General features: G+C 72.1%; 22 protein-coding genes. 3 read left to right on the top strand and 19 right to left on the bottom strand.

The window, feature by feature from the left end; translation table 11 throughout:
* Window positions 1-7 precede the first annotated feature (7 nt).
* Both AB0C78_RS21040 and AB0C78_RS21045 read right to left on the bottom strand, forming a co-directional pair.
* Entirely contained in the window at window positions 8-994 is a 987-nt protein-coding gene (locus AB0C78_RS21040; protein WP_360750345.1) for an NAD(P)-dependent alcohol dehydrogenase, read from the bottom strand.
* A gap of 97 nt (window positions 995-1,091) precedes the next feature.
* A complete protein-coding gene (locus tag AB0C78_RS21045) occupies window positions 1,092-1,796 on the bottom strand; it encodes a TetR/AcrR family transcriptional regulator C-terminal domain-containing protein (RefSeq protein ID WP_360750347.1) in 705 nt (234 codons plus the stop codon).
* 95 nt (window positions 1,797-1,891) lie between these two features.
* Here AB0C78_RS21045 and AB0C78_RS21050 point away from each other — a divergent pair, with 95 nt between their 5' ends.
* A complete protein-coding gene (locus AB0C78_RS21050) occupies window positions 1,892-2,479 on the top strand; it encodes a TetR/AcrR family transcriptional regulator (protein ID WP_360750349.1) in 588 nt (195 codons plus the stop codon).
* Window positions 2,480-2,596: 117 nt separating this feature from the next.
* Here AB0C78_RS21050 and AB0C78_RS21055 read toward each other — a convergent pair whose 3' ends face one another.
* The 17 genes from AB0C78_RS21055 to AB0C78_RS21135 form a co-directional block, all read right to left on the bottom strand.
* Window positions 2,597-4,492, bottom strand: a complete 1,896-nt coding sequence (locus AB0C78_RS21055; RefSeq protein ID WP_360750351.1) for a hypothetical protein — start codon at window positions 4,490-4,492, stop codon at window positions 2,597-2,599.
* 26 nt (window positions 4,493-4,518) lie between these two features.
* Window positions 4,519-5,595 (bottom strand): ABC transporter substrate-binding protein, encoded by a 1,077-nt coding sequence (locus AB0C78_RS21060; protein ID WP_360750353.1) that lies wholly within the window; start codon window positions 5,593-5,595, stop codon window positions 4,519-4,521.
* Between the two features lie 61 nt (window positions 5,596-5,656).
* Window positions 5,657-6,808, bottom strand: coding sequence for a lactonase family protein (locus AB0C78_RS21065; protein WP_360750355.1), 1,152 nt, complete (start codon window positions 6,806-6,808; stop codon window positions 5,657-5,659).
* A gap of 97 nt (window positions 6,809-6,905) precedes the next feature.
* Window positions 6,906-7,760, bottom strand: a complete 855-nt coding sequence (locus AB0C78_RS21070; RefSeq protein ID WP_360750357.1) for an ABC transporter permease — start codon at window positions 7,758-7,760, stop codon at window positions 6,906-6,908.
* Window positions 7,761-7,868: 108 nt separating this feature from the next.
* Window positions 7,869-9,455, bottom strand: coding sequence for a carboxylesterase family protein (locus tag AB0C78_RS21075; RefSeq protein WP_360750359.1), 1,587 nt, complete (start codon window positions 9,453-9,455; stop codon window positions 7,869-7,871).
* The gene (locus tag AB0C78_RS21080) at window positions 9,455-10,174 is read right to left on the bottom strand and encodes a GntR family transcriptional regulator (RefSeq protein ID WP_360750361.1); all 720 of its coding nucleotides are present in this window, start codon (window positions 10,172-10,174) and stop codon (window positions 9,455-9,457) included. The genes AB0C78_RS21075 and AB0C78_RS21080 overlap by 1 nt, the downstream gene beginning before the upstream one ends.
* Before the next feature lie 52 nt (window positions 10,175-10,226).
* The gene (locus tag AB0C78_RS21085; protein WP_360750363.1) at window positions 10,227-11,087 is read right to left on the bottom strand and encodes an amidohydrolase family protein; all 861 of its coding nucleotides are present in this window, start codon (window positions 11,085-11,087) and stop codon (window positions 10,227-10,229) included.
* Window positions 11,088-11,104: 17 nt separating this feature from the next.
* The gene (locus tag AB0C78_RS21090; RefSeq protein ID WP_360750365.1) at window positions 11,105-12,070 is read right to left on the bottom strand and encodes a hypothetical protein; all 966 of its coding nucleotides are present in this window, start codon (window positions 12,068-12,070) and stop codon (window positions 11,105-11,107) included.
* A 27-nt stretch (window positions 12,071-12,097) separates the two neighbouring features.
* On the bottom strand, window positions 12,098-12,964 hold the full coding sequence (locus tag AB0C78_RS21095; RefSeq protein ID WP_360750367.1) for a hypothetical protein: 867 nt from the start codon (window positions 12,962-12,964) through the stop codon (window positions 12,098-12,100).
* A 29-nt stretch (window positions 12,965-12,993) separates the two neighbouring features.
* Entirely contained in the window at window positions 12,994-14,130 is a 1,137-nt protein-coding gene (locus AB0C78_RS21100) for a DUF3500 domain-containing protein (protein ID WP_360750369.1), read from the bottom strand.
* A complete protein-coding gene (locus tag AB0C78_RS21105) occupies window positions 14,118-14,957 on the bottom strand; it encodes a hypothetical protein (protein WP_360750371.1) in 840 nt (279 codons plus the stop codon). The genes AB0C78_RS21100 and AB0C78_RS21105 overlap by 13 nt, the downstream gene beginning before the upstream one ends.
* Window positions 14,957-16,597, bottom strand: a complete 1,641-nt coding sequence (locus AB0C78_RS21110) for a thiamine pyrophosphate-binding protein (RefSeq protein WP_360750373.1) — start codon at window positions 16,595-16,597, stop codon at window positions 14,957-14,959. Before AB0C78_RS21110 ends, AB0C78_RS21105 begins: the two co-directional genes overlap by 1 nt.
* Window positions 16,594-17,622: an amidohydrolase family protein gene (locus tag AB0C78_RS21115; RefSeq protein WP_360750375.1), complete on the bottom strand. Its 1,029-nt coding sequence runs from the start codon at window positions 17,620-17,622 to the stop codon at window positions 16,594-16,596. The genes AB0C78_RS21110 and AB0C78_RS21115 overlap by 4 nt, the downstream gene beginning before the upstream one ends.
* Window positions 17,623-17,633: 11 nt before the next feature.
* Complete coding sequence (locus AB0C78_RS21120; RefSeq protein ID WP_360750377.1) at window positions 17,634-18,488, bottom strand: aldolase/citrate lyase family protein; 855 nt, start codon at window positions 18,486-18,488, stop codon at window positions 17,634-17,636.
* A complete protein-coding gene (locus AB0C78_RS21125; RefSeq protein WP_360750379.1) occupies window positions 18,485-19,078 on the bottom strand; it encodes an SRPBCC domain-containing protein in 594 nt (197 codons plus the stop codon). Before AB0C78_RS21125 ends, AB0C78_RS21120 begins: the two co-directional genes overlap by 4 nt.
* Window positions 19,079-19,094: 16 nt before the next feature.
* Window positions 19,095-19,889 (bottom strand): ABC transporter ATP-binding protein, encoded by a 795-nt coding sequence (locus AB0C78_RS21130; protein ID WP_360750381.1) that lies wholly within the window; start codon window positions 19,887-19,889, stop codon window positions 19,095-19,097.
* Window positions 19,890-20,057: 168 nt separating this feature from the next.
* Entirely contained in the window at window positions 20,058-21,263 is a 1,206-nt protein-coding gene (locus AB0C78_RS21135) for an MFS transporter (RefSeq protein ID WP_360750383.1), read from the bottom strand.
* 121 nt (window positions 21,264-21,384) lie between these two features.
* On the opposite strand from AB0C78_RS21135, the gene AB0C78_RS21140 reads away from it, so the two are divergent.
* Both AB0C78_RS21140 and AB0C78_RS21145 read left to right on the top strand, forming a co-directional pair.
* The gene (locus AB0C78_RS21140) at window positions 21,385-22,242 is read left to right on the top strand and encodes an SAM-dependent methyltransferase (RefSeq protein ID WP_360750385.1); all 858 of its coding nucleotides are present in this window, start codon (window positions 21,385-21,387) and stop codon (window positions 22,240-22,242) included.
* A 401-nt stretch (window positions 22,243-22,643) separates the two neighbouring features.
* Window positions 22,644-23,027, top strand: coding sequence for a hypothetical protein (locus AB0C78_RS21145; protein WP_360750387.1), 384 nt, complete (start codon window positions 22,644-22,646; stop codon window positions 23,025-23,027).
* The last annotated feature ends 13 nt before the right edge of the window (window positions 23,028-23,040 follow it).

The raw sequence follows: 23,040 nt of genomic DNA on the forward strand, positions 1-23,040 counted from the left end.
CCGGGGGTCAGAACCCGATGACGACCTTGCCGGTGGCGTGGCCTTCCTCCTGGTAGGCGACGGCCGCCGGGATGTCGGCGAAGGGGAAACTGCGATCGATGACCGGCGTGACCTTGCCGGCCTCGATGAGCTCGGTCAGCGCCATCAGGCTCCGCTTGTGCTCGGTGTAGGCGTACACGTCGGCCATGACCATACGCTGGGAGACCAGCGGCGACATCGCGACCGCCGCGAAGACGTGGGCGGCGGGCTGCAGCCACCGCCCCTGCGGGCCGCCGACGGCGACATAGGTCCCCTTGGCCGTGAGCGCCCGCCGGCACACGGCCGCCGAGCGGGCTCCGGCGACGTCCAGCAGCAGGTCATGGCGCCGGCCCTGGCGCGTGAAGTCCTGCGCCGTGTAGTCGATGACCTCGTCGGCGCCGAGCGAACGGACCAGGTCCATGTTCCGCGTGCCGCAGACGGCCGTCACCGTCGTCCCGGACGCCGCGGCGATCTGCACGGCGAACGTCCCGACTCCCCCGGACGCCCCGTTGACGAGGACCCGCTGTCCGGACCGCATCCGCCCCTGGCCGCAGAGGCCGTAGTGCGCGGTGACGCCCGCCAGGGGGACGGCCGCCGCCTGCTCGAACGTCAGGTTCTCCGGTTTCCGGGCCAGCCGGTCCTCCGGGACGCACACGTACTCGGCGAAGCCGCCCTGCGCGACGAGCGCGTACACCTCGTCGCCGGGCCGGAACCCCGTCACGCCCCCGCCGACCGCCTCGACGTGCCCGGCGATGTCCGCGCCCAGGATGCCGATCTTCGGCGCGCGCGGGCCGAGCGTGCCGGGCATCAGCCGCGCGACGTACGGCTCGCCTCTCATGTGGTGCCAGTCGTAGGGCTGAACGGACGTGGCGCGCACCCGGACGAGCACCTCCCGGTCGCCGGGCGCGGGCCGGTCGACGTCGGCGAACTCCAGGACATCGGGGGAACCGTACGAACGGACGACGAACGCCTTCATGGCAGGTCCTTCCGTGGACGAGTCGTTTCGTACGTTGTAAGTCGTACGTCGTAAGGTACGTCTTACGCCGTAAGACGGTCAAGGGGGCGGAGCGGTGTCAGTCCTGCGCGCGCAGCCGGTCGAGGCCGTCGAGGATCACGTCGAGCCCGAACTCGAACTCGAACTGGTCGTCGCACCAGCCCAGGGTGGAATCGGGGTCGTCGTGCGCGACCTCCATGAACATGCCGACGAGATGCGGCAGCTCGGCGGCCATGCCTTCGAGCGCCGCGGTGTCATCCTCGCCGCCGGGGCCCGGGTCGAACAGCTCCAGGGAGAAGCCCAGCGCCCGGCTTCCCAGGGCGTGCAGGGCGTGGTGGCACAGGTCGTTGGAGAAGCCGCCGTCGCGCATGAGGCCGATCAAGCCGTCGTGGTACCGCAGGACCGCGGGGCTCATCGCGGTGCGCGACTCGAAGACGCCCGGCGCCCACGGGTGGCGGAGCAGGACCTCGCGGGCCGACAGGATCCGGCGGCGCACGGCCGCCTTCCAGGCATCGCCCCGGGACGGGACGTCGATCCGGCCGACGACCTCGTTGATCTCCTCGACGACGGCGTCCGCGATGCCGTCGAGGACCTCGTCCTTGTTGGCGACGTGGTAGTACAGCGACATCGCCTCGGCCCCGACCTCTTCGGCGAGCCGGCGCATCGTCAGCGCCCGGAGACCGCCCTCGTCGGCGATGGCGACGGCGGCCCGCAGCACGCGCTCCCTGCTCAGCGGGACTCTCGGCTCGGTTCCAGCCTTGTTCCGGGCGACCAACCTGCGCATCCTCCTCGCGCCCGATCGTACCGAGCGGGAAGCCGGCGGGCACAAGGCCGGGATCCCTCACGGAGCACGACACGAGCATCACTTAACGTAGTGGCGTGGGGGATGAAGAGCAGATCATCGCGGTGGCGACCCGGCTGTTCGCGGAGCTGGGCTACGACTCGACCGAGACCGAGCTGATCGCGGACGCGGCGGGCGACGGCGGCCAGGAGCAGATCGCGGCGGCGGGCGGCAAGAGCGGCCTGTACCGGCGGGTGATGGACCGGGCGTACCGCGCGGAGCAGGGCATGCTGGAGACCGCGCTCGCCTCGTACACGCCCGACGGGGACGGCGCGCACCGGGTGATCGACGTGTACCTGGACTTCTACGTCGCGAACCCGGAGATCGTCGCGCTCTGGATGCACCGGTGGATGGGCGACGCCGCCGACGTCGGCGAGCTGGAGGACGACTTCGTCGACCCACAGGACGCGCTGGTCTCCGGCGTCGTCGGGGGGCTGGTGCCGCCGGACGTGGCCGTCGACCTGCTCGTCCGGACGGTGGTGTGGTGCGTGTTCGGGTTCCTGTCGGGCGGGGTGCCCGGCGGGCGCGGGCGGACGGAGCCGCGCAGCCCCGAGGCGATCGAGCGTTTCCGCGGGTACCTGCACGTCCTCATCGACCGGATGATCGCCCCTGCCCCCGCCCCGTGACGGCCGCCGCGGCGCGGGATCGGCCGCCGCGGCGCGGGGTCGGCCGACGCGTGCCGACGCACCGGTCCCCCCTCCGCCTCGAAGGGCGGGAAGGAGGAACCGGTGGCCTGCGGCGCGTCACTGCGAAAGGACGTCCTGCGTCAGGTAGAGCGGCATCGAGTCCTCCCACTGGCTGTCGGTGAGGAGCCTCTTGTCGGAGCCGTCCGCCTTCATGCTGAAGATCTGGCCGTAGGGCTGGAAGGTGTTGTCGTACAGCGCCGCCTCCTGGCGGAAGCCGTACATGCCGCTGTTGTAGAGGATGCGGCCGTCGCAGTTCCAGACGGCGTGGCCGTCGTTGGAGCCGCTGCTGGTCAGGACCCGCAGCCCGGTTCCGTCGGGACGGATGGTGCACACGTCGAAGTTGGTGTCGCTCGTCCTGCGGGTGAAGAGGATGAGCCTGCCGTCCGCCGACCAGTCCGGCAGGTTGTCGGGCTCGGTGGTGAGGACGCGCGTCGCGCCGGTCCTGAGGTCGAGGATGCGCAGGCCCTTCGCGTCCGCGCCCCACACGCGGTAGACGATCTGGTTCCCGTCGGCCGAGTAGCTCGGGAAGCCGGCGTTGGTGGTGCCGTCGGTGAGCTTCTCGAACCCGGAGCCGTCGCTGCGCACGCGCGCGACCACGGCGGTCATCTCCGCGCGTTCCTGGAACCAGCCGCCGAGGCCGAACGCGATCCACGCGCCGTCCGGCGACCACGCGGGCCGGAACGCGCCGGCCAGCCCCTTGGCGATCAGGACCGGGTCGAGGCCGCTGGTCGCGTTGTCGAAGACGACCCGCCGGTCCGTGCCGTCGGGGCGCAGGGTGACGATCGAGGAGTTGCCGAGCTGCTTCTCGGTGATCGCGAGGCGGCCCTGCCGCGACAGGGCGGGGAACACGTCGCAGTGCCGGTACTCCCAGTCGGAGTCCCAGCTGTAGAGCGGCGTGTCGATCGGACGCGGAGCGAAGCCGACCTTCTGGTAGATCACCGACTTCCCGTCCGGCGTCCACACCGGCGAGCGCAGGGCCCGCTTGACCGCCGGCAGCGTCCCGCCGGTGTAGGCCAGGCCCTCGTCGGCGCCGCCCTTGACGAGGTAGCCGATCTCGGTGGCGGTCACGTACTGCGGCGAGACCTTCAGGTTGGGCCCGGACGTGTGCTCGACGCGCGCGCCGGTCGCGACGTCGACCGAGACGATCTGCGACTCGACCTTCCCGATGCCCTCCGGGCGGTGCGCGAGCCAGGTGCCCTCGGTCGTGATCTCGTAGAAGACGATCCGGGCGCCGTCCGGCGACCACTTCGGCGAGCCGAGGCAGTAGCCCGGCTTGGACGCGACCTGCCGGAAGCCGCTGCCGTCCGGCCGGATGACGTAGATGCTGAGCTCCTGCGTGTGCTCCCAGCCGCGCCCGTCGTCATGCCCTCGCCAGGCCGTGTTGCGGTCGCTGGAGAAGGCGATCCACTGCCCGTCGGGCGACCACGCGGGGCGGAAGTGGCCGTCGGGAAGGGCCGGGTCGCCGGCGACGGCCGACCCGTTCGTCAGGCAGCGCAGCGCGTTGGTGCGCAGGTCCAGCACCCAGATCTGCGCCTTGTGGTCGCCGCGAGTGGAGACGAAGGCCAGCTTCGTCCCGTCCGGCGACAGGACACCCGAGTCGTTCATGGCCGCGCCGACCACGAGCGGCTGGACGCCGGTGCCGTCGATCCGGGCGCGGTAGAGGCAGGAGTTGCCGTCGCCCGTCCGTTCCGAGGTGAAGACGACCGACGCGCCGTCGGCGGAGACGGCGGCGTTGTAGTCGTACCCGGCGCTCGCCAGCAGCTTGCGCTCGTTCGTCCCGTCGCTGTCGGCGATGTACAGGTCGGAGGTCGAGGGGCCGATGCGGTTCATCAGCATCACGCCCTTCTTCCCGGCCGCGGCGGCCGCCACGGAGAAGGGCTTGGGCAGCAAAGTCGCACCGACCGTGGCCGCGCCGGCCGCCAGGAACGTCCTGCGCTTCATGCTGGTCTCCATCGCCTTGTCCTTCCGGTTGGACGACGTCATGACTGGCCACCGGCCGGCAGGTACTTGTTGGTCCAGTTCTCCGAGGTGACCTTCGCCCCGTCGGGAAGCGCCCCGAGGGAGTTGACGAAGGCGAGCGTCTTGGTCCAGCCGGCCGCGTCCATCGAGCCGCTCGCCGGCCACTCGACCAGCGCGACGCTGCTCTTCAGCACCTCGTCCGGGACGCCCTGCTGCACCTTCCTCGCCACGTCCATCACCATGGGGTCGCCCTGGTGCGTGGCCAGGTAGTTGTTCGCCTCCTGGACGGCCGCGACGAACTTCTTCGCGGCGGCGGCGTGCCCCGACAGGTACGACTTGGTCGCCACGACGACCTCGCCGTAGCCCGCCTGCGCGGCGGCCCACATCGGGGCCTTCTTCGGGTCGACCACCACGATGCCGTCGCCCTGGTTCTGGACCTGGAGCGGGATCGGCTCGGAGGTGATGAACCAGTCGATCTGGCCGCTGCTGAGCGCGGCCTTGTCGGCGGACGCGCTCGGCAGCGTCACCCACTTCACCTTGCCGGGGTCGACGCCGTTCGCCTTGAGGAACAGGCCGGCCTCGGCCTTGGTGTTGGCGGAGCTGACGCCGCCCTTGGAGCCGGCCAGGGCCTGCGCCACCTGCGCCGCCGGGGTCTCGGCGGCCAGCTTGTGCGCGGCGGCGAACTTCTTGCTGACGACGAGCCCGAGCGGGTTCCCCAGGCCGGACACGGCGATCGCGACCTCCGGGACCTTCTTGGCCAGCGCGGAGGTGAAGCCGGTGGGGCTGTTGTTGAGGAACTGGACGGAGCCGGACTGGAGCGCCGAGGTCCCGGTGGACGCGGTCGTCGTGACGAACTTGACCTTCAGGCCCTGCTTGCGGAAGTAGCCGGCGGAGTCCGCCAGCTTCAGCGGCATGTCGAAGATGTTGCCGTTGCTGCCGACCGTGACCGTGGCCGACCCGCCGGAGCCGGAGGAGCCGCACGCGGTCAGCAGCGCCGAGCCGAGCACCAGGGCGGCCGCCGGCGCGAGGACCCGCACGCGGCGGCCGGTGCCGGGCGTGCCGCCGGCGCGGCCGGTAACGGTGATGCGGTGTGTCATGGGGATCTCCTGTCACCAGGTTCGGGGTGGAGTAGTGACGTCGGGCCTGTGCGGGGTCGGGTCATCGGTCGAAGAAGGTGAGGCACGCGGGCGCGGGGAAGGCGACCGGTGCGCCGGCGGCGGTGAGGGTGCCCTTCCGCCGGTCCACGGCGAAGACCGTGACGGTGTTGCTCGCCTGGTTGGCGGCGAGCAGCCAGTCGCCGCCGGGGTGCAGGGCGAGGCTCCAGGGTTTGAGCCCGCCGCTGGGGACGCGCTGGACGAGCGTCAGCAGGCCGGTCCTCGCGTCGGCGGCGAACACGACCAGGACGTTCTCGCCCCGGCTGGAGGCGTACACGAAGCGGCCGTCGGCGCTGAGGGCGAGCTCGGCGCCGCTCTTGGTGCCGGTGAAGGCGTCGGAGTCGAGCGCCAGGCGCTGCCGCGGCGTCAGGGTGCCGTCACGCCAATCGAGGGTCTCCAGGTCGCCGGACAGTTCGTTCAGGACGTACGCCGTCCGGCCACGGGGGTGGAACAGGATGCGGCGCGGGCCGGACCCCGGGGCGGACGCGTACGACCCGGTGCCCGGCGTGATGGCGCCCGTCGAGCGGTCGAAGCGGTGGACGAAGACCCGGTCGGCGCCGAAGTCGGCGACCAGGGCGCGGCGGCCGGTCGGGTCGATCGTCACGTGGTGGACGTGGGGTCCGTTCTGCCGGGGGTTCGGCCCGCTGCCGGTGTCCCTGACCACCGAGACCGGCTGTCCCGGCAGGCCCTTGGGCAGCGGCAGCGAGGCGGCGAGGCCGGCCTCGAAGTTGGCGACCAGCAGCGTGCGCGACGGCCGGTCCACGCCGAGGTAGGAGATGCCGCCGCCGGCCGTGCCGCCCTCATCGGTATGGACGGACGTGCCGGTGCGGGTCAGGGCGCCGGTCGCCGGGTCGACCGCGTAGGTGTGGACGATGCCGCCGTCCTCGCTGCTGCCGACGTACAGCAGCGGCTTCGCCGGGTGCCGCGCCGTCCAGTTGGACGGGGCGTCGCCGACCGGGCCGAGCGAGGTCAGGGCGCCGCTGCCCGCGTCGAACCGGGCGCCATGGATCTGGGTGCCCTTCCAGGGGCTGACGAACAGCAGGCCGTCGCGGCGCGCGGAGGCGCGGGCGGCCGGGACGCCGGCGAGCAGGGGCGCCGCGGCGGTCGCGGCCACCGCGCCGAGGACGGTCCGGCGGGACGGAGGTGAATCGGGCATGACGGCTCCCAGCCGCGGCCCGAAGGCCGCGAAAAGGCGATGGTGGGGTGGGTGCGGACGGGCCGCCCGGGTGACGGCCTCGTTCAGGGGGTCGGGCTCAGCCCTTGCGCGCGCGGCGGCGTCCGGCGAGGCCGAGCTTCTTCAGGGCGTACGCGTCCAGCCGGCTCAGGATCCCGTTGAGGATGAGCGTCATGACCACGAGGACGATGAGGCCGGCGAACTCGTTGGGCGCGTCCAGGTTGCTGGCGGCCACGAACAGCTCGTGGCCGACCCCTTCCGCGGACGCGATGAACTCGGCGCCGATGACGCCGAGGATGGCGAGCGGCCCGCCGGTCTTCAGCGCCGCGAAGAACGGCGCCGCCAGCGTCGGGACCGTGACGTAGCCGAGCACGTGGTGCCTGCGCCCGCCCATCACCTGGACGATCTCCACGAGCTCGCGCTGCCGCAGCCGCAGGCCGAGGTAGATGTTGTAGAAGACCACGAACGCCACGCCGGTGACCGCGATGGCGATCTTGGACCAGATGCCGATGCCGAAGAACAGCAGGAACAGCGGCGCGAGCGCGATCTTGGGAATGCCGTTGATCGCGGCGATCAGCGGCTCCAGGACCTGCCCGGCGAGGCGGAAGGAGCCGAGCAGCAGGCCCGCCGCCGTGCCCAGCGCCACCCCGATGCCGAAGCCCGCGAGGATCTCGATCGACGTCGTCTTGATGTCGGTCCAGCCCTGCGCGGACTGCAGGTACGTCCAGAGGGCGTCGACGACGTCCGTCGGCTTGCTGACCGCGTACTCCGGCAGCACCGGCCCGCTCAGCACCTGCCACAGCACGCCGGCGAGGACGATCACGGCGACCCGCAGCAGCACGACGGTGGCCGTGCCCCGCCACCGCTCGCCGTGCCGCCGGGGCTCGGCCGCCGCCTCGGTCGCGCGTTCCGCACTCCTGGTCGCGGTTACCATGATCCGCTCCTCCTTATCCGTGTCCGGCAGCGTCACTGCGGGCAGTCGTCGTCGAGTCGGTCCGGTGGGCTCCGGCCGCCGCGCGGGCGGCGGGCCGGCGGCGCGGCGTCACCAGGGCTCCTGGGTCCGGAAGAACCGCGTCCAGAACGCGAGCCGGGCCGGGTCGGCGACCGGGATCGGCCCGAACCCGCCGCCGACCTCCATCACCGCCTCCGCCTCCGGCGCGTACTCCGGCCAGTGCGGGAGTCCGGGGCCGTTCGGGTCGCCCGAGGCGACGAAGTTCGCCCAGTAGGACGACATGGTGTCCGCGATCTCGCGGTCCTCCGCGGTCCATTCGGCGTCCTCGGGGGCGAGGTTGCCGAAGACGAAGTCGATCTCGGAGCCGTGGGAGGCGCGGCGGAAGTTGCGGCCCTGCGCGGCGGACCGGTGCGTCCAGAAGTAGGTGCGGACGGGCCGGGTCGTGCGCCGCGACCAGTCCGCCGCCCACAGGAAGGTGGAGATCCGGGCGTTGTCGCGGATCGCCGCGCTGCCGGCCCGCGCCGCCTCCCGGTCCGTCGCGGCCGGGTAGAGCGCGAGGAACTCCTCGGCGAGGGGGCCGAACTTCTCGCGCGCCGCCGCGACGAAGCCGTCCAGCGTCACGTGCACCGCCGGCATCCCGGGACGCCGGCCGCGCGGGCTCTCCGAGCGGTACGCCTCGAACATGTCGTCGGGGATGGCGCCGGTCTCGTCGAGGTTGTTGCCGGCGAGGTAGTGGACGTCGTTCTGCAGGCCCTTGGCGTACGTCTCGTCGTAGCCGGCGGGGAGCACCCGGCCGTCCACGACCGGGCGGAACAGCGGCGGCTTGCCGGAGCCGCCGGTGTGCACGGCCGTGTCGACGGCCGTCCCGCCCATCAGCTTCTGCCATGGCAGCTCGCGCAGCTTGGCGAGCGTCCCGCTGCCGCGCTCCTTGGCGAAGGCGGTGCCCGCCTCCTCGGCGTCGTGCAGCAGCCGGTAGGACGTCGAGAGGTAGCGCAGCTCGGGGTCGCGGGAGTAGCGGGCGTGGCTCTGCGCGATCGCGCGCTGGAACAGGCCCCGGGCGAGGGGGGACATCGCCAGGAAGTTGACCGTGCCGGCGCCGGCCGACTGCCCGGCGATCGTGACCCGCTCCGGGTCGCCGCCGAACGCGGCGATGTTGCGCCGCACCCAGTGCAGGACGGCGACGCAGTCGAGCAGCCCGTAGTTGCCGGACGCGCCGTGCTCCGACTCCGCGCTGAGCTCGGGGGTCGCGAGGAAGCCGAACGCGCCGAGCCGGTAGTTGAAGGTGACGACGACCAGGCCCTTGCGGGCGAGGTTCACGCCGTCGTGGCGGGGGTCGGCGCCGGTGCCGAGCCGGAAGCCGCCGCCGTGGATCCAGACGAGCACGGGCCGCCGCTCGCCGGGGGACGCGGCGCCGGTCCACACGTTGAGGGTGAGGCAGTCCTCGCTCATCGGCAGGTCGAGGCCGGCCAGCTCGCTGCTCGGCGGCTGCGGGCAGACCGGGCCGAAGGCGCCCGCCACGCGGACCCCGTCCCACGGCTCGGGCGGGCGCGGCGGCCGCCAGCGCAGGTCGCCGACCGGCGGGGCGGCGTAGGGGACCCCGCGGAAGACGGTCACCGACCGGTCCCGGCTCGGGATCCCCTCCACGAGCCCGGACTCGGTCGCCACCGGATGTCGCATCACGTCGTTCCCTGATCGGTGTTGTCTGCGGACGTGGATTCGCGGGCCTGGAGCAGCAGGGCCCGGCGGGCGGACGCCACGTGGTGCCGCATCGCGGCGACGGCCGCGTCCGGGTTCCGGGTGACGATCGCCATGAGGATCGCCTGGTGCTCCTCCAGCGACCCGCCGCGCGGATGCCGCGCGGACAGGTTGCGGTACTGCCGCATGACGAGCGGGTAGAGCAGGGTGTCGTAGGCCCGGGCCAGCGTTTGCTGGTGGGCGGCCTCCTTCACCTGCTGGTGGAAGCGGCGGTTGCACTGCGAGTACGCCGCCTGGTCGCCGCGCGCCTTGCAGTCCACCATCTCGTCGAGGATGCGGCGCAGCGCGTCGATCTCCTCGTCGGTGGCCCGCTCGGCGGCCTTGCCGGCGAGCGCGGACTCCAGCGTCTCGCGCGCCTCGAGGATGTCGAGGGCCTCCTCGACGGTGAAACTGCGGGTGCGCACGCCGCGGTTGACCTCGCTGGTGACGAAGCCCTCCTGCACGAGCCTGACCAGCACCGCCCGCATGGTGCTGCGCGAGACGTTGAACATCCGGGTCAGGTCGGCCTCGGTCAGCCGCGTGTCCGGCTCGATGCTGCCGGACAGCAGCAGCGACCGCAGGCCCTCGTAGGCCTGGTCCTGCCGGGTCTGCGAGCTGCGGCCCGGCTCGGCCACGTCGTCGTACTCACTGGAGTCCATCATGATCACCTGTTCGCTCTCCGCCTGCCGGCCGCCGCCGGTCCGATACCGCCCGTCATTGAGCGGCGTCACCGAGCGCCGGGTACAGGCGGCGCGCCGTGCCGGCGAAGATCTCTGCGCGATCGTGCTCCGGCAGCGGCGCGAGGACGTCCTCGGCGAGCCTCAGGAGCTCCGGCAGCGGCTGCTCGGCGGCGGGGAGGTTCGACCCCCACGCGATCCGGCCCGCGCCGAACGCGGCGACGACCGGTTCGAGGAAGTCGGCGGCCCGCTCCCCCGCGTCCCGCAGCCGCTCGAGGTTGCGGTGCGTCAGCTTCAGGTGGAGGCGCTCGTGCCGCGCCAGCGCGGCGACCTCCTCCCCCGCCTTGGCCGGGGACGCGGCGATGTCGGGGTAGCCGATGTGGTCGAGCAGCACCCGGACGCCGGGGAAGCGGTCGAGGACCTCCTCCGCCTGCGCGGTCGCCGGGCCGAGCCGCATCTGGAGGCAGACGGGCACGTCCAGCGCCTGCGCCTGCTTCCAGAACGCGTACGACTCGGGGGCGGCGAACCACTCGCCCTGCGTCTGCATCGTGCTGCCGGTCGTGAACAGCCGCACCCCGGCGAGGCCGCCGTCGCCGACGGCCTCCTCCAGCGCCGCGGCGGCGTCGGGCCGCAGCGGGTCGAAGGTGCCGACCGCGACGAACCGTCCCGGCTCCTTGCGCGCGCTGTCCAGCACGTAGGAGTTGTCGTAGCCGTAGTTCGTGGTGGCCTGCACGAGGACGGACTGGGCGATGCCGGTCTCGTCCATGCGGGCGATCATGCCCTCGGCCGTCACCGGCCGGGTCGCGGCCCAGCCGGACTGCTTGCCGCCGAGCGGCGCCCTGGGGTAGGCGTCCAGGTCGGCGGAGATGATGTGGCAGTGCGCGTCGACGACGTCCACGGTGGTCTCCTCTGGGGTCAGGCGTCGGGGTAGTCGCCGGCGGCGAAGAGCGCCTTCGGGTCGGCGGGGAAGTCGGCGTCGAGCAGGCCCTGTTCGCGGGAGTAGCGGACGAGCGCGGACAGGGTCGGCTCGTTGCGGGCGATGCCGTAGGGCGCCGGGTCGCCGTTGATCTGGGCGGCCTGCTTGGCGAAGCGCTTCTGCGCCGTCCAGCCGGGGTCGGCGGCGACCTGGCGCTGCTTGGCGTCGGCGAGCGCGGCGTAGAGCCTGGTGGGCAGCTCCGGGTCCCGCTCGACGAGTTCGGTGCGCAGCGCTACGACCGAGTGCAGCGGGTAGATCCCGGTGCGGACGTAGTGGTCCACGCCGAGGACCTCGGCGTCGGGGAAGAGCGGGTACGGGCCGTCGGGCCCGCTCTCGGGTTCGGCGGTGGCGGTCCAGCCCGCGCGGGGGGCGCCCGCGCGGCCGGTGCCGGCGTTGCCGGAGAACGCGGCGTCGATCTCTCCGGCCCGCAGCAACTCGCCGAGCGAACGCCCGTTGGTGACCCGCTCCACGTTGGCGGGGGCGCGGCCCTCGACGTGGTCCTCGTCGTCGACGACCCAGGTGATCGCTCCGACGTTCACGCCGTACTCCTCGGCGAGGATGCCGCGCACCCAGACGCCGGTGCTGACCGTGTACGCGCGGACGCCGACGCGGCGTCCCTCCAGGTCGCGCGGGACGCGGATGCCGCTGTCCGCGGCGCACTGCACGTCGCCGTGGTGGAAGCGCCGGTTCAGGAACACCGGGACGGCGGTGAGCGGCACGCCGGCCTGCACCGCCATGAGGTACGACACGGGCGCCAGCTCGCACACGTCGAACTCCAGGTCCCGGATCATCCGCCGGTAGGCGCCGATGATCGGGCGGACCTCGACCGGCTCGACCCGGTAGCCCGGCACGTCGAGGCCGGTCGCGTGGGGATAGTCGCCGAAGGCGACCGTCAGCTCGTCCATTCGCAATACTCCTAGGAAGTCGAAAGTTCAGCCGCCGAGCCGGGACGCGGACACGCCGAGGGCGTCGCAGGACGCGTCGACCAGCTCGTCGAACTCGACGGGCCGCGGCAGCACCCCCTGCTCCAGCGCGTACGCCGCCGCCCGCGAGACCGCGCCGCGCAGCGCGGCGAAACCGACGGGGTTCAGGTCGACCGGCTCGGTGCCGCGCGGCAGGGACTCGACGACCTCGCGCATCGCGTCGTACGCCGCGCACACCGCCCCGGAGTGCTCCCGCGCCGCCTGCTCGGTCACGCCGAGGACGTGGTTGACGGGGGCGAAGCCGTTGGCCCGCGACCATTCGGCGGCGACCTCGCGCGCGCCGGGGATCGCGGTGCGGATCCGGTCGTCGTCGGGAAGCTCGTTGCCCATGATCCCGAAGTCGAGGCGTCCTTCCAGGAAGTCGGCCTGGAGCTTCGCGCCCTCGGGCGCCCGCGTCACGAATCCCGGGTCTTCGGCGCCGTCGACGTGGGCGCCCTCGTAGGTCGTCCAGGCGACCTTGCGCAGGTCGACGCCGTACTGCTCGGTCAGGAAGCCGCGCATCCACACGCCGGTCGTCTGGCTCCACGACCGGACGCCGGCGCTGCGGCCCTCGATGTCGCCGACCGTCAGATCGCCCATCGTCACGAGCGTCTGGTGCTGGAACCGGCCCAGCGCGGTGACCGGGAGGAGCACGACCGGCCGGCCGTGCGCGACGGCCTGGAGCAGCGTCACGATCGCCAGCTCGGCGAGGTCCACGGCCTGGTCGTTCACGAAGCTCCTGGACGCCCTGTGGACCGGCTTCACGGCGAGCCGTTCCGCGCCCGTGGCCTCGACCGCGGCTCGCGCCAGGTCGTCCCGTCCGATGACCAGTTTCATTCGATGCCCTTCAGTGCCGGTGGGAGCGCTCAGCGCCGGTGGAAGCGTTCGTTGTGCTGCCGCAGCAGGTCGGCGCCGTAGTCGTTGCCGTTCGGGGTGCGCACGATGGTGTGGATGTGGTGCCGCATCGGCTCGTCGTTGTCGAACATCACGCCCCACTGGTGCTCGAACTCGACGAGGAGCACGGGGCTGTGCAGCCGGTAGTAGAAGACGTCGGCGGGGTCGCCGGCCCAGGCGAAGAAGGTCTCCTGCCCCAGGACCTCGGCCATCCGCAGCTCGGCGTGGCCCTCGCCGGCCCGTCCGACGTAGAGGTCCAGGAGGTCGACGGCGGTCTCGCGCTGCTCGGCCGTCAGCTCGCTGAACGGCAGGCCCGCGTAGTCCATCTCCCAGTTGTCGCGGAACGCCCCGGCGTACAGGCCGCGCGGCAGCTCCTCCGCGATGACCGCGCGGCCCTGCTGCGCGTCGGTGAGGCCGGTGAACAGCGCGCGGCCGATGGCCTCCTCACGGCGGAACGCGGAGGTCCCCGCGTACTTCCCGCCCTTGGCGATCACCGGTTCGGCACCGAGGAACGTCGGGGTCAGCACCATCTGGTCGCCGACGTAGGCGCAGTTGACGTTCACGTGGTGGCCGTCGATCTGCCAGCCCCACGGGCCGCCGTCCTCCGGCTCGCCGTAGACGCTGAACCAGTACATCCACTCGTTGAGCAGGTGCTCCTCGCCGCGCAGCTCGCCGACCGTGAGGTTCAGGTGCATGAGGTCGACGACCTGCTGGTAGCCGTACGGGCTGAGGCTGCGGCGCAGGATCGTCATGATCGCGCGGCGCTTGGGCTCGTCCAGGTCCTCCATGCACAGCCCGTGGCGCAGGAAGTAGCGGGCGCCGTTCGCCCAGTGCCGCCACGTCACGTCGTCCATCGGGAACCGGCCTTCGGCCAGCTCCTTGGGCGTGAGCAGGGCGAGGTAGTCCTCGGCGGCCTTGCGCTGCGGCCTCACGTCGAGGCCGGTCTCGCGCAGCGGGAACAGGCCCCGCTGGATCCCGCCGGACGTCGCGACGCCGCGGAACGGCTCGGCGGCGGCCTCGCGGCGCCACGCCACCTTCTCCAGCAGCTCCGGGGTCCACTCGTCCGGCTCGCGCGTGTAGGCGCCGGTGCGGTGCCTCATCGCGACCATCGGGCCGCTCCCCTCTCGATCCCGGCGACGTCGACCTTCGTGCGGACGAGGTCCTGTTCGAGGGCGTACCGGCCGCCGATCTCCAGGGCCTTCGCGAGCGGCTCGCTCCAGCCGGCCGCCACCGGCGGCTCCGCGCCCGCGGTCGCCTCCTTGAGCGCCGCGTACAGCGCGTCGACCTGCTCGGGGTTCTCGTCCAGCGCGGCGTTCCGCACGACGACGACGTGGTTGACCGGGACGGTGCCGTGGCGTTCCACCCACGCGCGTCCGGCCGCTTCGGCGTCGTCGACCAGCGGGACCAGGCCCTCGCCCTGGCCTCCGACGGCGCGCGGGCCGAGCACGGCCGCCGCCACGTCGCCGGACTTCAGCAGGTCCGCGACCTTCGCCGCGTCCGACCGCTCGACGAACGGTGGTTCGGTGTACTGCGCGACGTGCGGTTCCTCGGTGGTGACCCAGGTGACGTCGGCGGCCTCCACGCCGTACTCCTCGCGGAGCAGGCCGCGCACCCACAGGCCGGTGGTCTGGCTGTAGGAGCGGACGCCGACGCGGCGTCCCCGCAGGTCACCGGGGGTGAGTTTCGGGGCGTCCGGGAGGCGGGTCAGCGACCGGTGGTGGGTGCCGCCGATCATGACGACGGGCAGCAGCGTGACCGGCACGCCATGGTCCCGGGCCTGGAGGTAGGTCGCGAGCGCCATCTCGCAGACGTCGAACTCCAGGTTCCGGACCATCCTCGCGAACGCGCCGTACAGCGGCTTGACCTCGATGAACTCATGGCCCGGCAGCTCTTTGACGGCGCGGGTGTGGGGGTAGTCGCCAAGGACGATCTTCATCAGACGTCCTCCCCGTACCAGAGCCGCCGGTAGGGGACGCTCAGCACCTCGCGCGTGATGCGGACGTCGATCACGAACGGGCGAGGGTCGGCGACGTACTCGGCGACGGCGGCCTCCAGTTCGGCCGCGCTCCGGACGGTGGCGCCGCCGCCGCCGAGAGCCCGCGCGACCCCGCCCAGCTCGGGGTTCGGGATGATCGCCAGGTCCTGGGTCAGGCCCTTGGCGCCGAGCTTGTGGTACTCGGCGCCGAGTCCCTCGTCGTTCATGACGACGACCAGCAGTGGCAGGCCGTAACGGCAGGCTGTCTCGAACTCCGGCAGGTGCATCAGGAAGCTCGCGTCGCCCTCGACCACGAAGGCGGGCCGTCCGGTCGCGACGATCTGGCCGATGGTCAGCAGCGGAGCCTGGCCGATCGCGCCGAACATGCCGTAGTTGGACGTCACCTGCCGGGATCGCTGGAACAGCATCGTGCCGAAGTCGGTCTGGTGACCGCTGCCGAGCACCAGGTCGAACTCGCGGGGCATCGCCGCGTCGAGCACCTTGATGGCCTCGCGCGGGTCGATCCGCCCGGGCTCGTTCACGTAGTCGATCGGGGCTTCGAGCCAGCCGGTCAGCCGGCCCCGCGTCTCGGCGGTGTGGAAGCCCTCGATGCGGGTCGCGCCGAGCACCTGGTTCAGTTCGGTGAGCGCGGTGACCGCGTCGGCCTGGACGTAGCAGTCGGCGACCCGGCCGTTGCCCATCACCACGTTCGGCGCCGAGTCGATCTGCACGTAGCGGGCGTCGGGGTAGAGGTAGCCGTGCTCGGTCGTGTAGTGGTTCAGGCTCGCGCCGACCGCGATCACGCAGTCGGCCTCCTGGAGCAGCTCCTGCGCGGGCTTGCTGCCGAACAACCCGGACAGCCCGACATGGAACTCGGTGCGGTCGCACAGCCAGTTCTTGGCCTGGAGCGTGGTGGCCAGCAAGGCGCCGGTCTTGGCCTGGAGTTCGAGGATCTCCTCGCCGGCCCCGGCGCGGCGGGCGCCGCGTCCGGCGATGATGACGACGCGCTTGCTGCCCTCGATCAGTTCGCGGGCCGCCTCGATGCGGGCCGGATCGGGCAGCGTCCGGGACCCCGGGAGCAGCTCGTGCGACGGGACGTAGTCGCCCGGCTCGAACTCCTGCGTCTGCACGTCGAACGGGGCGCTCAGCATCACCGGCCGGTTCTCGGTGCGGGCCAGGTAGAAGGCGCGCTGCACGGCCTCCTCGGCCTGGTCGGCCTTCGACAGGTGCACGAACCCGCACTCGATCGCGGCGGCGAACCGGCGCTGGTCGAGGTACTGCACGGCGCCCTCGTCGCCCCAACTCGTCTCGCCGCAGAACGCGACCAGCGGCGTGCCGGCCCGGCTCGCGCACAGCATGGACGTGGCGAGCTGGGAGACGCCGGGGCCGCTGGTGGTGGTGACGACGCCCGGCCGTCCCGCCGCGCGCGCCCAGCCGTCGGCCATGCCGAGGCCGGAGCCCTCGTGCCGCACCTCGTACAGGCGCACGCCGCGCTGGGCGAGCGCGTCCATCCAGTGCATGTTGGCGTCGCCCATCATGCCGAAGACGTCGGTCGTGCCTTCCTTGACGAACGCCTCGGCCATGGCCTCGTAGGCCTTCACTTGGTAACCCCCCTGGACTTCAGCCGGCCGAAGACGCGCAGGGCGTTGCCGCCGTACACCGCGGCGCGGTCCTCGCCGGTCAGGTCGATGCCGTCGAGCAGGAACTTGACGTCGTCGAAGTTGCGGCCGGTCTCGGGGTCGACGCCGCGGACGGCGCCGATCATCTCCGAGGCGAACAGCACGTTCTCCGCCGGGATCACGTCCAGCAGCAGTTCCAGGCCGCGGCGGTGGTAGACGCAGGTGTCGAAGAAGACGTTGCCGAGCACCGCGTCCTCCAGCGGCGGCAGTCCCTTGTCCTGCATGAAGCCCCGGTAGCGGCCCCAGTGGTAGGGCACCGCGCCGCCGCCGTGCGGGATCACGAAGCGCAGCCCGGGGAAGTCCTTGAAGAGGTCGGACGTGCAGAGCTGCATGAACGCGGCGGTGTCGCCGGCGAGGTAGTGCGCGCAGGTGCCCTGCAGGGCGTCGTTCCGCGACATCGCCACGTGGATCATCGCGGGGACGTCCAGCTCGACCATCTTCTCGTAGAGCGGGTAGTAGACCTTGTCGGTCAGCGGCGGCGCCTGGTAATAGCCGTCCGACGGGTCGGGGTTGAGCAGGCAGCCGACGAAGCCGAGGTCCTCGACGCAGCGCTCCAGCTCCTCGACCGAGTTGCGGATCGAGGTCTCCAGCGCGTCGCCGGGCGACTGCGGGAGCTGGCAGGCGCCGACGAACCGGTCGGGGAACAGCCCGCAGACGCGGGCGACCAGGTCGTTGGCGACCCGGGACCAGTCGAGGCTGGTGCGCTCGTCGCCGTAGTGGTGCGCCATCTTGCCCGCGCCCGGCGAGAAGACCGTCAGGTCGGTGCCGCGCTCGGTCTGCAGCTTGAGCTGGCCGTTCTCGATGGCCGTGCGGATCTCGTCGTCGCTGATCTCCAGCTCGTCCGGGCTCACCCGGACGCCCTCGCCGAACGCCTTGATCTGCCGTTCCCGCCACGCGCCGAGGGCCTTCGGCGCGGTGGTGAAGTGGCCGTGGCAGTCGATGATCATCACAGTCCTCCTCAGGCGCGGCCGGTCAGCTCGCGGCCCCGGTCGAGCCCCGGGTACGAGCGCACGGGCATGGTCATCAGGAAGCGGTAGCCGTCCTTGACGACCTGCTCGACGTTCCCGGCCGTCACGTGCGGGTGGCCGACGGCGACGCCGCGCTCGCCGCAGATCTCGAGGATGCGGCGCTTGCATTCGAGGAGCCTCGGGTGCTCGTACTGGCGCGGGATGCCGAGCTCCTGGCTCATGTCGCCCTCGCCGACGATCACCAGCCCGATGCCGGGGACCTGGTCGAGGATGTCCGGGAGGTTCCGGATGCCGAGCTGGTCCTCGATCATGAGGGCGACGAGGATCTCGCCGTCCGGGTCCAGCGGCCACACGCCGCTGCGGGCGTAGTACTCGTCGTTCGTCAGGCCCCAGTAGCGGGCGGCGGCCGCCGGGCTGTCGCCGCGCACGCCCGCGGGCTCGTAGCGCTCGGCGTCCGGCAGCCGCGGGTAGCGGCACGCGGCGACGGCGTTGTACGCCTCCTCCACCGTCGTGATGTGCGGCCAGACGATGCCGTAGGCGCCCAGGTCGAGGGCCTGCTTGGCGTGCCACTGGCCCTTCTCGGCGCCGTTGGTCGGGATCCGCACCAGCGGGGTCACCGCCGGCGCGATGTCGCCCGCGGCCGCGATCTGCCTGCGGTTCAGCAGGTACTGGAGGCTGTCCTTGAGGCCGACGACGTCCCAGGGCTTGTGCTCCATCTCGAAGATCAGCCCGTCGTACTTCGCGGTGCCGAACTCCAGGGCCGCGGCCGGGTCCGGCGGCGCGAACGACGCGAACGCGTGCTGCCCCGCCTCCAGTGCCCGGATGACCCCGTTGAGCCTGGTCACGCCGTACCTCCTTGACCGGTTCGTGCGGAACGCCCGCTCCAGAGCGCCGACCACCAGGCGCGGATCCGGGCGGCGAACGTGGCGGGCCGCGCCGGCGCCACCGCGGCCGGCGCCGCTGCCGCCGCCGGGGTCTCCGGCTCGGCGGGCCCGGCGCACAGCTCCACCAGCCGCACCGAGAAGTCCTTGGTCATGCGGGAGACCACGACCCCCGCGCCCGCCTCGATCAGCGAGGTGAGCTTTCCGGTCAGCGTGATCTCGCCGTCCATGGCGACCTTCGAGCCGGTCCCGTCCTCGACGACGCGGAAGCCCGCCTCGGCGGTGAAACGGGTCGCCGCCTGGCCGTCCTTGCCGCGGGCGGTGAGCCGTCCCTCGAACGCGTCCTCGTCCAGCTCCAGGTGCACCCGGGCGCCGAACCTGACCCGGACGGCGCCGAACTTGACGACGAGCGTCCCGTCGAAGGACCCGTCCTCGTGCTCCTCGCCGAGCTCGGCGCCCGCGATGCAGGACACGACGTCCGCGGGACTGGAGATGACCTCCCACACCCGTTTCCGCGGGCTCGGGACGGCGATCGTCTCGGTGATCGATATCAACGTTGAACCTCTGTCTCTACGCGGTGGCGCCGGACATCTGCAGCTCGGACTTGAACAGGCCCCACAGGTCGTTGTAGAGCTCCGCGAACTCGGGCGACTCCACGAGGGAGCCGATGGTGCGGGGCCGCTCGAACGGCACCTCCAGGACCCGCCGGACCGTGCCGGGGCCGCTGGACATGACGACGACCTCGTCGGCGAGGTAGAGCGCCTCGTTGAGGTCGTGGGTGACGAAGACGAGCGTCCCGTTCTGCTCCTCCCAGAGGTTGAGCAGGTCCTGCTGGAGCTTCAGCCGGGTGATGGCGTCCAGCGGGCCGAACGGCTCGTCCATCAGCACGATGGACGGGTCGTAGATGAGCGCCCGGGCGATGGAGACGCGCTTCTGCATGCCGCCGGACAGCTCGCGCGGGTAGTGGTCCTCGAAGCCGGTCAGCCCGACCAGCCTCACCCAGTGGTCGATGCGCTCGTCGCGCTCGTCCTTGGGCACCTTGCGGAACTTCAGCGCGAGCCCGATGTTGGCCCGCACGCTCAGCCACGGGAGCAGGTTGGCCTGCTGGGTGACGTAGGCCGCTGCGGAGTTCACGCCGCTGACGGGCTCGCCGGCGAAGTGGACCTCGCCCTCGGTCGGGGCGAGCAGCCCCGCGGCCAGGTTGAGGATCGTGCTCTTGCCGCAGCCGGACGGCCCGATCACGGCGACGAACCTGCCACGCCCGACCCGCAGCGAGACGTCCTCGATCGCCGGCCGGTGCGTCCCGGGGAACCGCAGCGTCACGTTCTCGAAGCGGAGGGCCTCCGCTGGTGGATGGCTCGACATCGTTCCCTCCCTGACCCCGGCCGGATTGTCCGACAAGCGATGCCGAGGAACGTAACACGCCGGACATCCCGCGGCAAGGATTCGCCAGGAAGAAGGCGAGATGGTCAGGAAACCCTCAGGTTGGACACAGAGGATTGTTAGACAATGAGGCGCGAAGCGCGGGCCGCGCTACGCCAGGCGGCCTCGGGCCCTGAACGCGAGGTACGCCGCGAGCGACGTCCCGGTGAGGGCGGCGGCGACGAGGAAGACCGAGCCGGTCCCGGCCGCCCCGGCGACGGCGCCCAGGGCCGGCGCGCCGACCGCCTGGGACAGGTCCATCGCCATGAAGAACGTCGAGGTGGCCCGCCCGCGCCGCTCCCTGCCGGCCGCCAGCACGGCCAGGGAGTTCAGCGTCGGCTGGGCGGCCCCCATCCCCAGCCCGTACGCCGCGCCGGCGAGCATCAGCACCTGCGGGTTCGGGCACCACCAGACGCCGGCCTGGCCGAGGACGAGCAGCGCGATGCCCGGCGCGAGGACCCAGACGGTCCCCCATCGCCGCTCCAGGCGTCCGGCCGTCAGCCGCGAGACGGCGAGCATGAGGCCGCTGGCGACGAAGAACAGGCCCGAGTCGCCGATGCCACGTCCGAGCGCGTAGGCGGCCATGAAGGTGTTGATGCCGGCGGTGCCGAACATCAGCAGGAACATCACCGACGCGGGCCGCCAGGCGTCCCGGTCGACGATGCGGGTCCACAGCGGCCGGGCGGACGGCGTCACCCGGCCATCGCCGCGTTGGACCGCCTTTCGCCGCGCGTCCGCGCCGACGGCGGCCGAGCGCAGCGGGATGCGCAGCAGCACGTTGACGAGGCCGCAGGCGAACGCGGCGGCGAACGCCCACCGGTACCCGCAGGAGCCGCGCAGTTCCAGGGCCAGCCATGGCCCCAGAAGCTGCGCCACGGTCTGCTCCACGCCGAGGTAGCCGATGCCCTCGGACATCCGGCGTTCCGGAATGAGGTCGGTGGCCAGCGTCATCACGGCGGTGCCGTTGAGCGAGAACCCGGCGCCCTGCGCCACCCGCGCGGCCAGCAGCGCCCAGATCGGCAGCGCCAGGACGTACAGGCCGGACGCCGCGCAGTACAGCACGGACCCCACCACCATGACCGCGTACCGCCCGCGGTCGTCGACCAGGCCGCCCGACAGCGGCCGCAGCACGACCGCGGCCATCATGTAGAAGGTCGTGGTCAGACCCGCGACCGCGGGCGAGGCCCCGTGGTCGAGCACGTACAGCGGGATCAGCGCGATGAGCATCTGGGTGCCGGTGCGCAGCAGCCCGTTGGCGGCCATGAGCAGCACGAACGGGACGGTGAGGATGCGCTCCCGGCGCTCTGCGGCGGGCACGCCGGAGAGGATAACCAATTAGTTTAGGTAACGAAATACTTTGGCGGTCCGGCCGGAGACGTCCCCTCGCGCACGTTCTGCGCATATGATCATTTCCACGGCGATGCGAGGGGGAGGCGGAGTGTCGGAGCGTGTCCGGAAAGCGTGGGAGGTGCCGAGCGCGGTGTCCCGTCCGGTCGGCGAACCGGTGCGGATCGACACCACCGTCGCGCACTCGGCCCGGATGTACGACTACTACCTGGGCGGCAAGGACCACTACCAGGTCGACCGGGACACCGCGGAGATCGCCGCGCGCAGCTGGCAGGCGGTGCGGATCGCCGTCCGGGAGAACCGCTCGTTCCTGGGCCGGGCCGTCCGGCACCTGGTCCGCGACCACGGGATCACCCAGTTCCTCGACATCGGCGCGGGCCTGCCCAGCGCCGGCAACGTCCACGAGATCGCCCAGGCGGAGGACCCGTCCTGCCGCGTCGTGTACGTCGACAACGACCCCATCGTGCTGGCGCACGCCCGGTCGCTGCTCATCGGCACCCCGGAGGGGAAGACCGCCTACGTCCACGCCGACCTGCGCGAACCGGCGGCGATCCTGGACGATCCCGCCGTCCGCGGCACCCTGGACCGCGACCGGCCGGTCGCGCTGATGCTGGTGGCGATCCTGCACTTCATCGTGGACGAGCAGGACCCCGGCCGGATCGTCCGGCACCTGATGGAGGCGCTGCCGTCCGGCAGCTTCCTCGTCGCCTCGCACGTCACCCCCGAACACGACCCGGACGGGGTGCACGGCCTGGAGCAGGCCTACCGCAACGGCGGCGTCCCCGCGCAGGCCCGCACCCGGGACGCGTTCACCGCCCTCGCCTTCGACGGCCTGGAACTGCTCGACCCGGGCGTGACCCTGGTGTCGGAATGGCGGCCCGACGGCGACGCTCCCCGCCCGCCGGCGAACCAGGTCAATTGGTACGGCGGCATCGCCCGCAAACCGTAGGTCGGCCTACCGAGTACGGCGGGACTTCCGGCTCGCCCGGGCCCGATCGGTAGAAATACCGAACAGCCGGAATCCGGCATGGAATGCCGCGGATTCTGGGTTACAGTCGCGTTGCCGCGAGAGCCGGGCCTTGCCCGGCGCTTGTGAGCAGGCACGATGCCCACGAATTCACGTGGCGGGGGAAAATGCTGGGTCGTGAACACGGCGGTGAGCACGCCGATCTTTCCGCGGAGCAGATCGCGGCGCTGATGATCGAAGGACGTGGCGGGCAGCCACGGGAGGCGGGTAATCCGGACGTCGTTCTCGGGGCGTCTCCCCGCGAGGGGGCGTGGGTGCCGTCGAAAAGCGGGCAGCCGATCCATATCGGAATGGATGTGCCGGCGCCCGCCATAGGTGCCCGGATGCCGCGTCCCACCATGCGCGTGTTCACCGGTGCCGCGGCCGACACCGACGTCGTCGTGTTCACGACCGCCGACGGCGCCGCGTGGCTCACGGTCGTCCACGGCCCGGGCGCCCCGGCCCCGTTCCGGTACGTGATCACGTTGCCGGAGGGGCTCGCGCTGGAGCCCATGCCGTCCGGCGGCCTCGACTTCATGCATCCGCACTACGGCGCGACCGTCGGCAGGCTGTACCGGCCGTGGGCGTGCGACGCGATGTTCCGCCCGCTGCCCGCGGAGTACCTCGCGCAGGAACCGGCGGTGCTGACGGTGAACGTCGATGCCGCGAGCGCGTCGTACCCGTTCGTCGTCGGCGTGGTCTACGGCAGCGCCCCACGCCCCGCCTGATCCCCGGCAGCCG

Origin of the sequence: Actinomadura sp. NPDC048394, assembly GCF_040651755.1 — a bacterium.
Classification (GTDB): Bacteria; Actinomycetota; Actinomycetes; order Streptosporangiales; family Streptosporangiaceae; genus Spirillospora; species Spirillospora montaniterrae.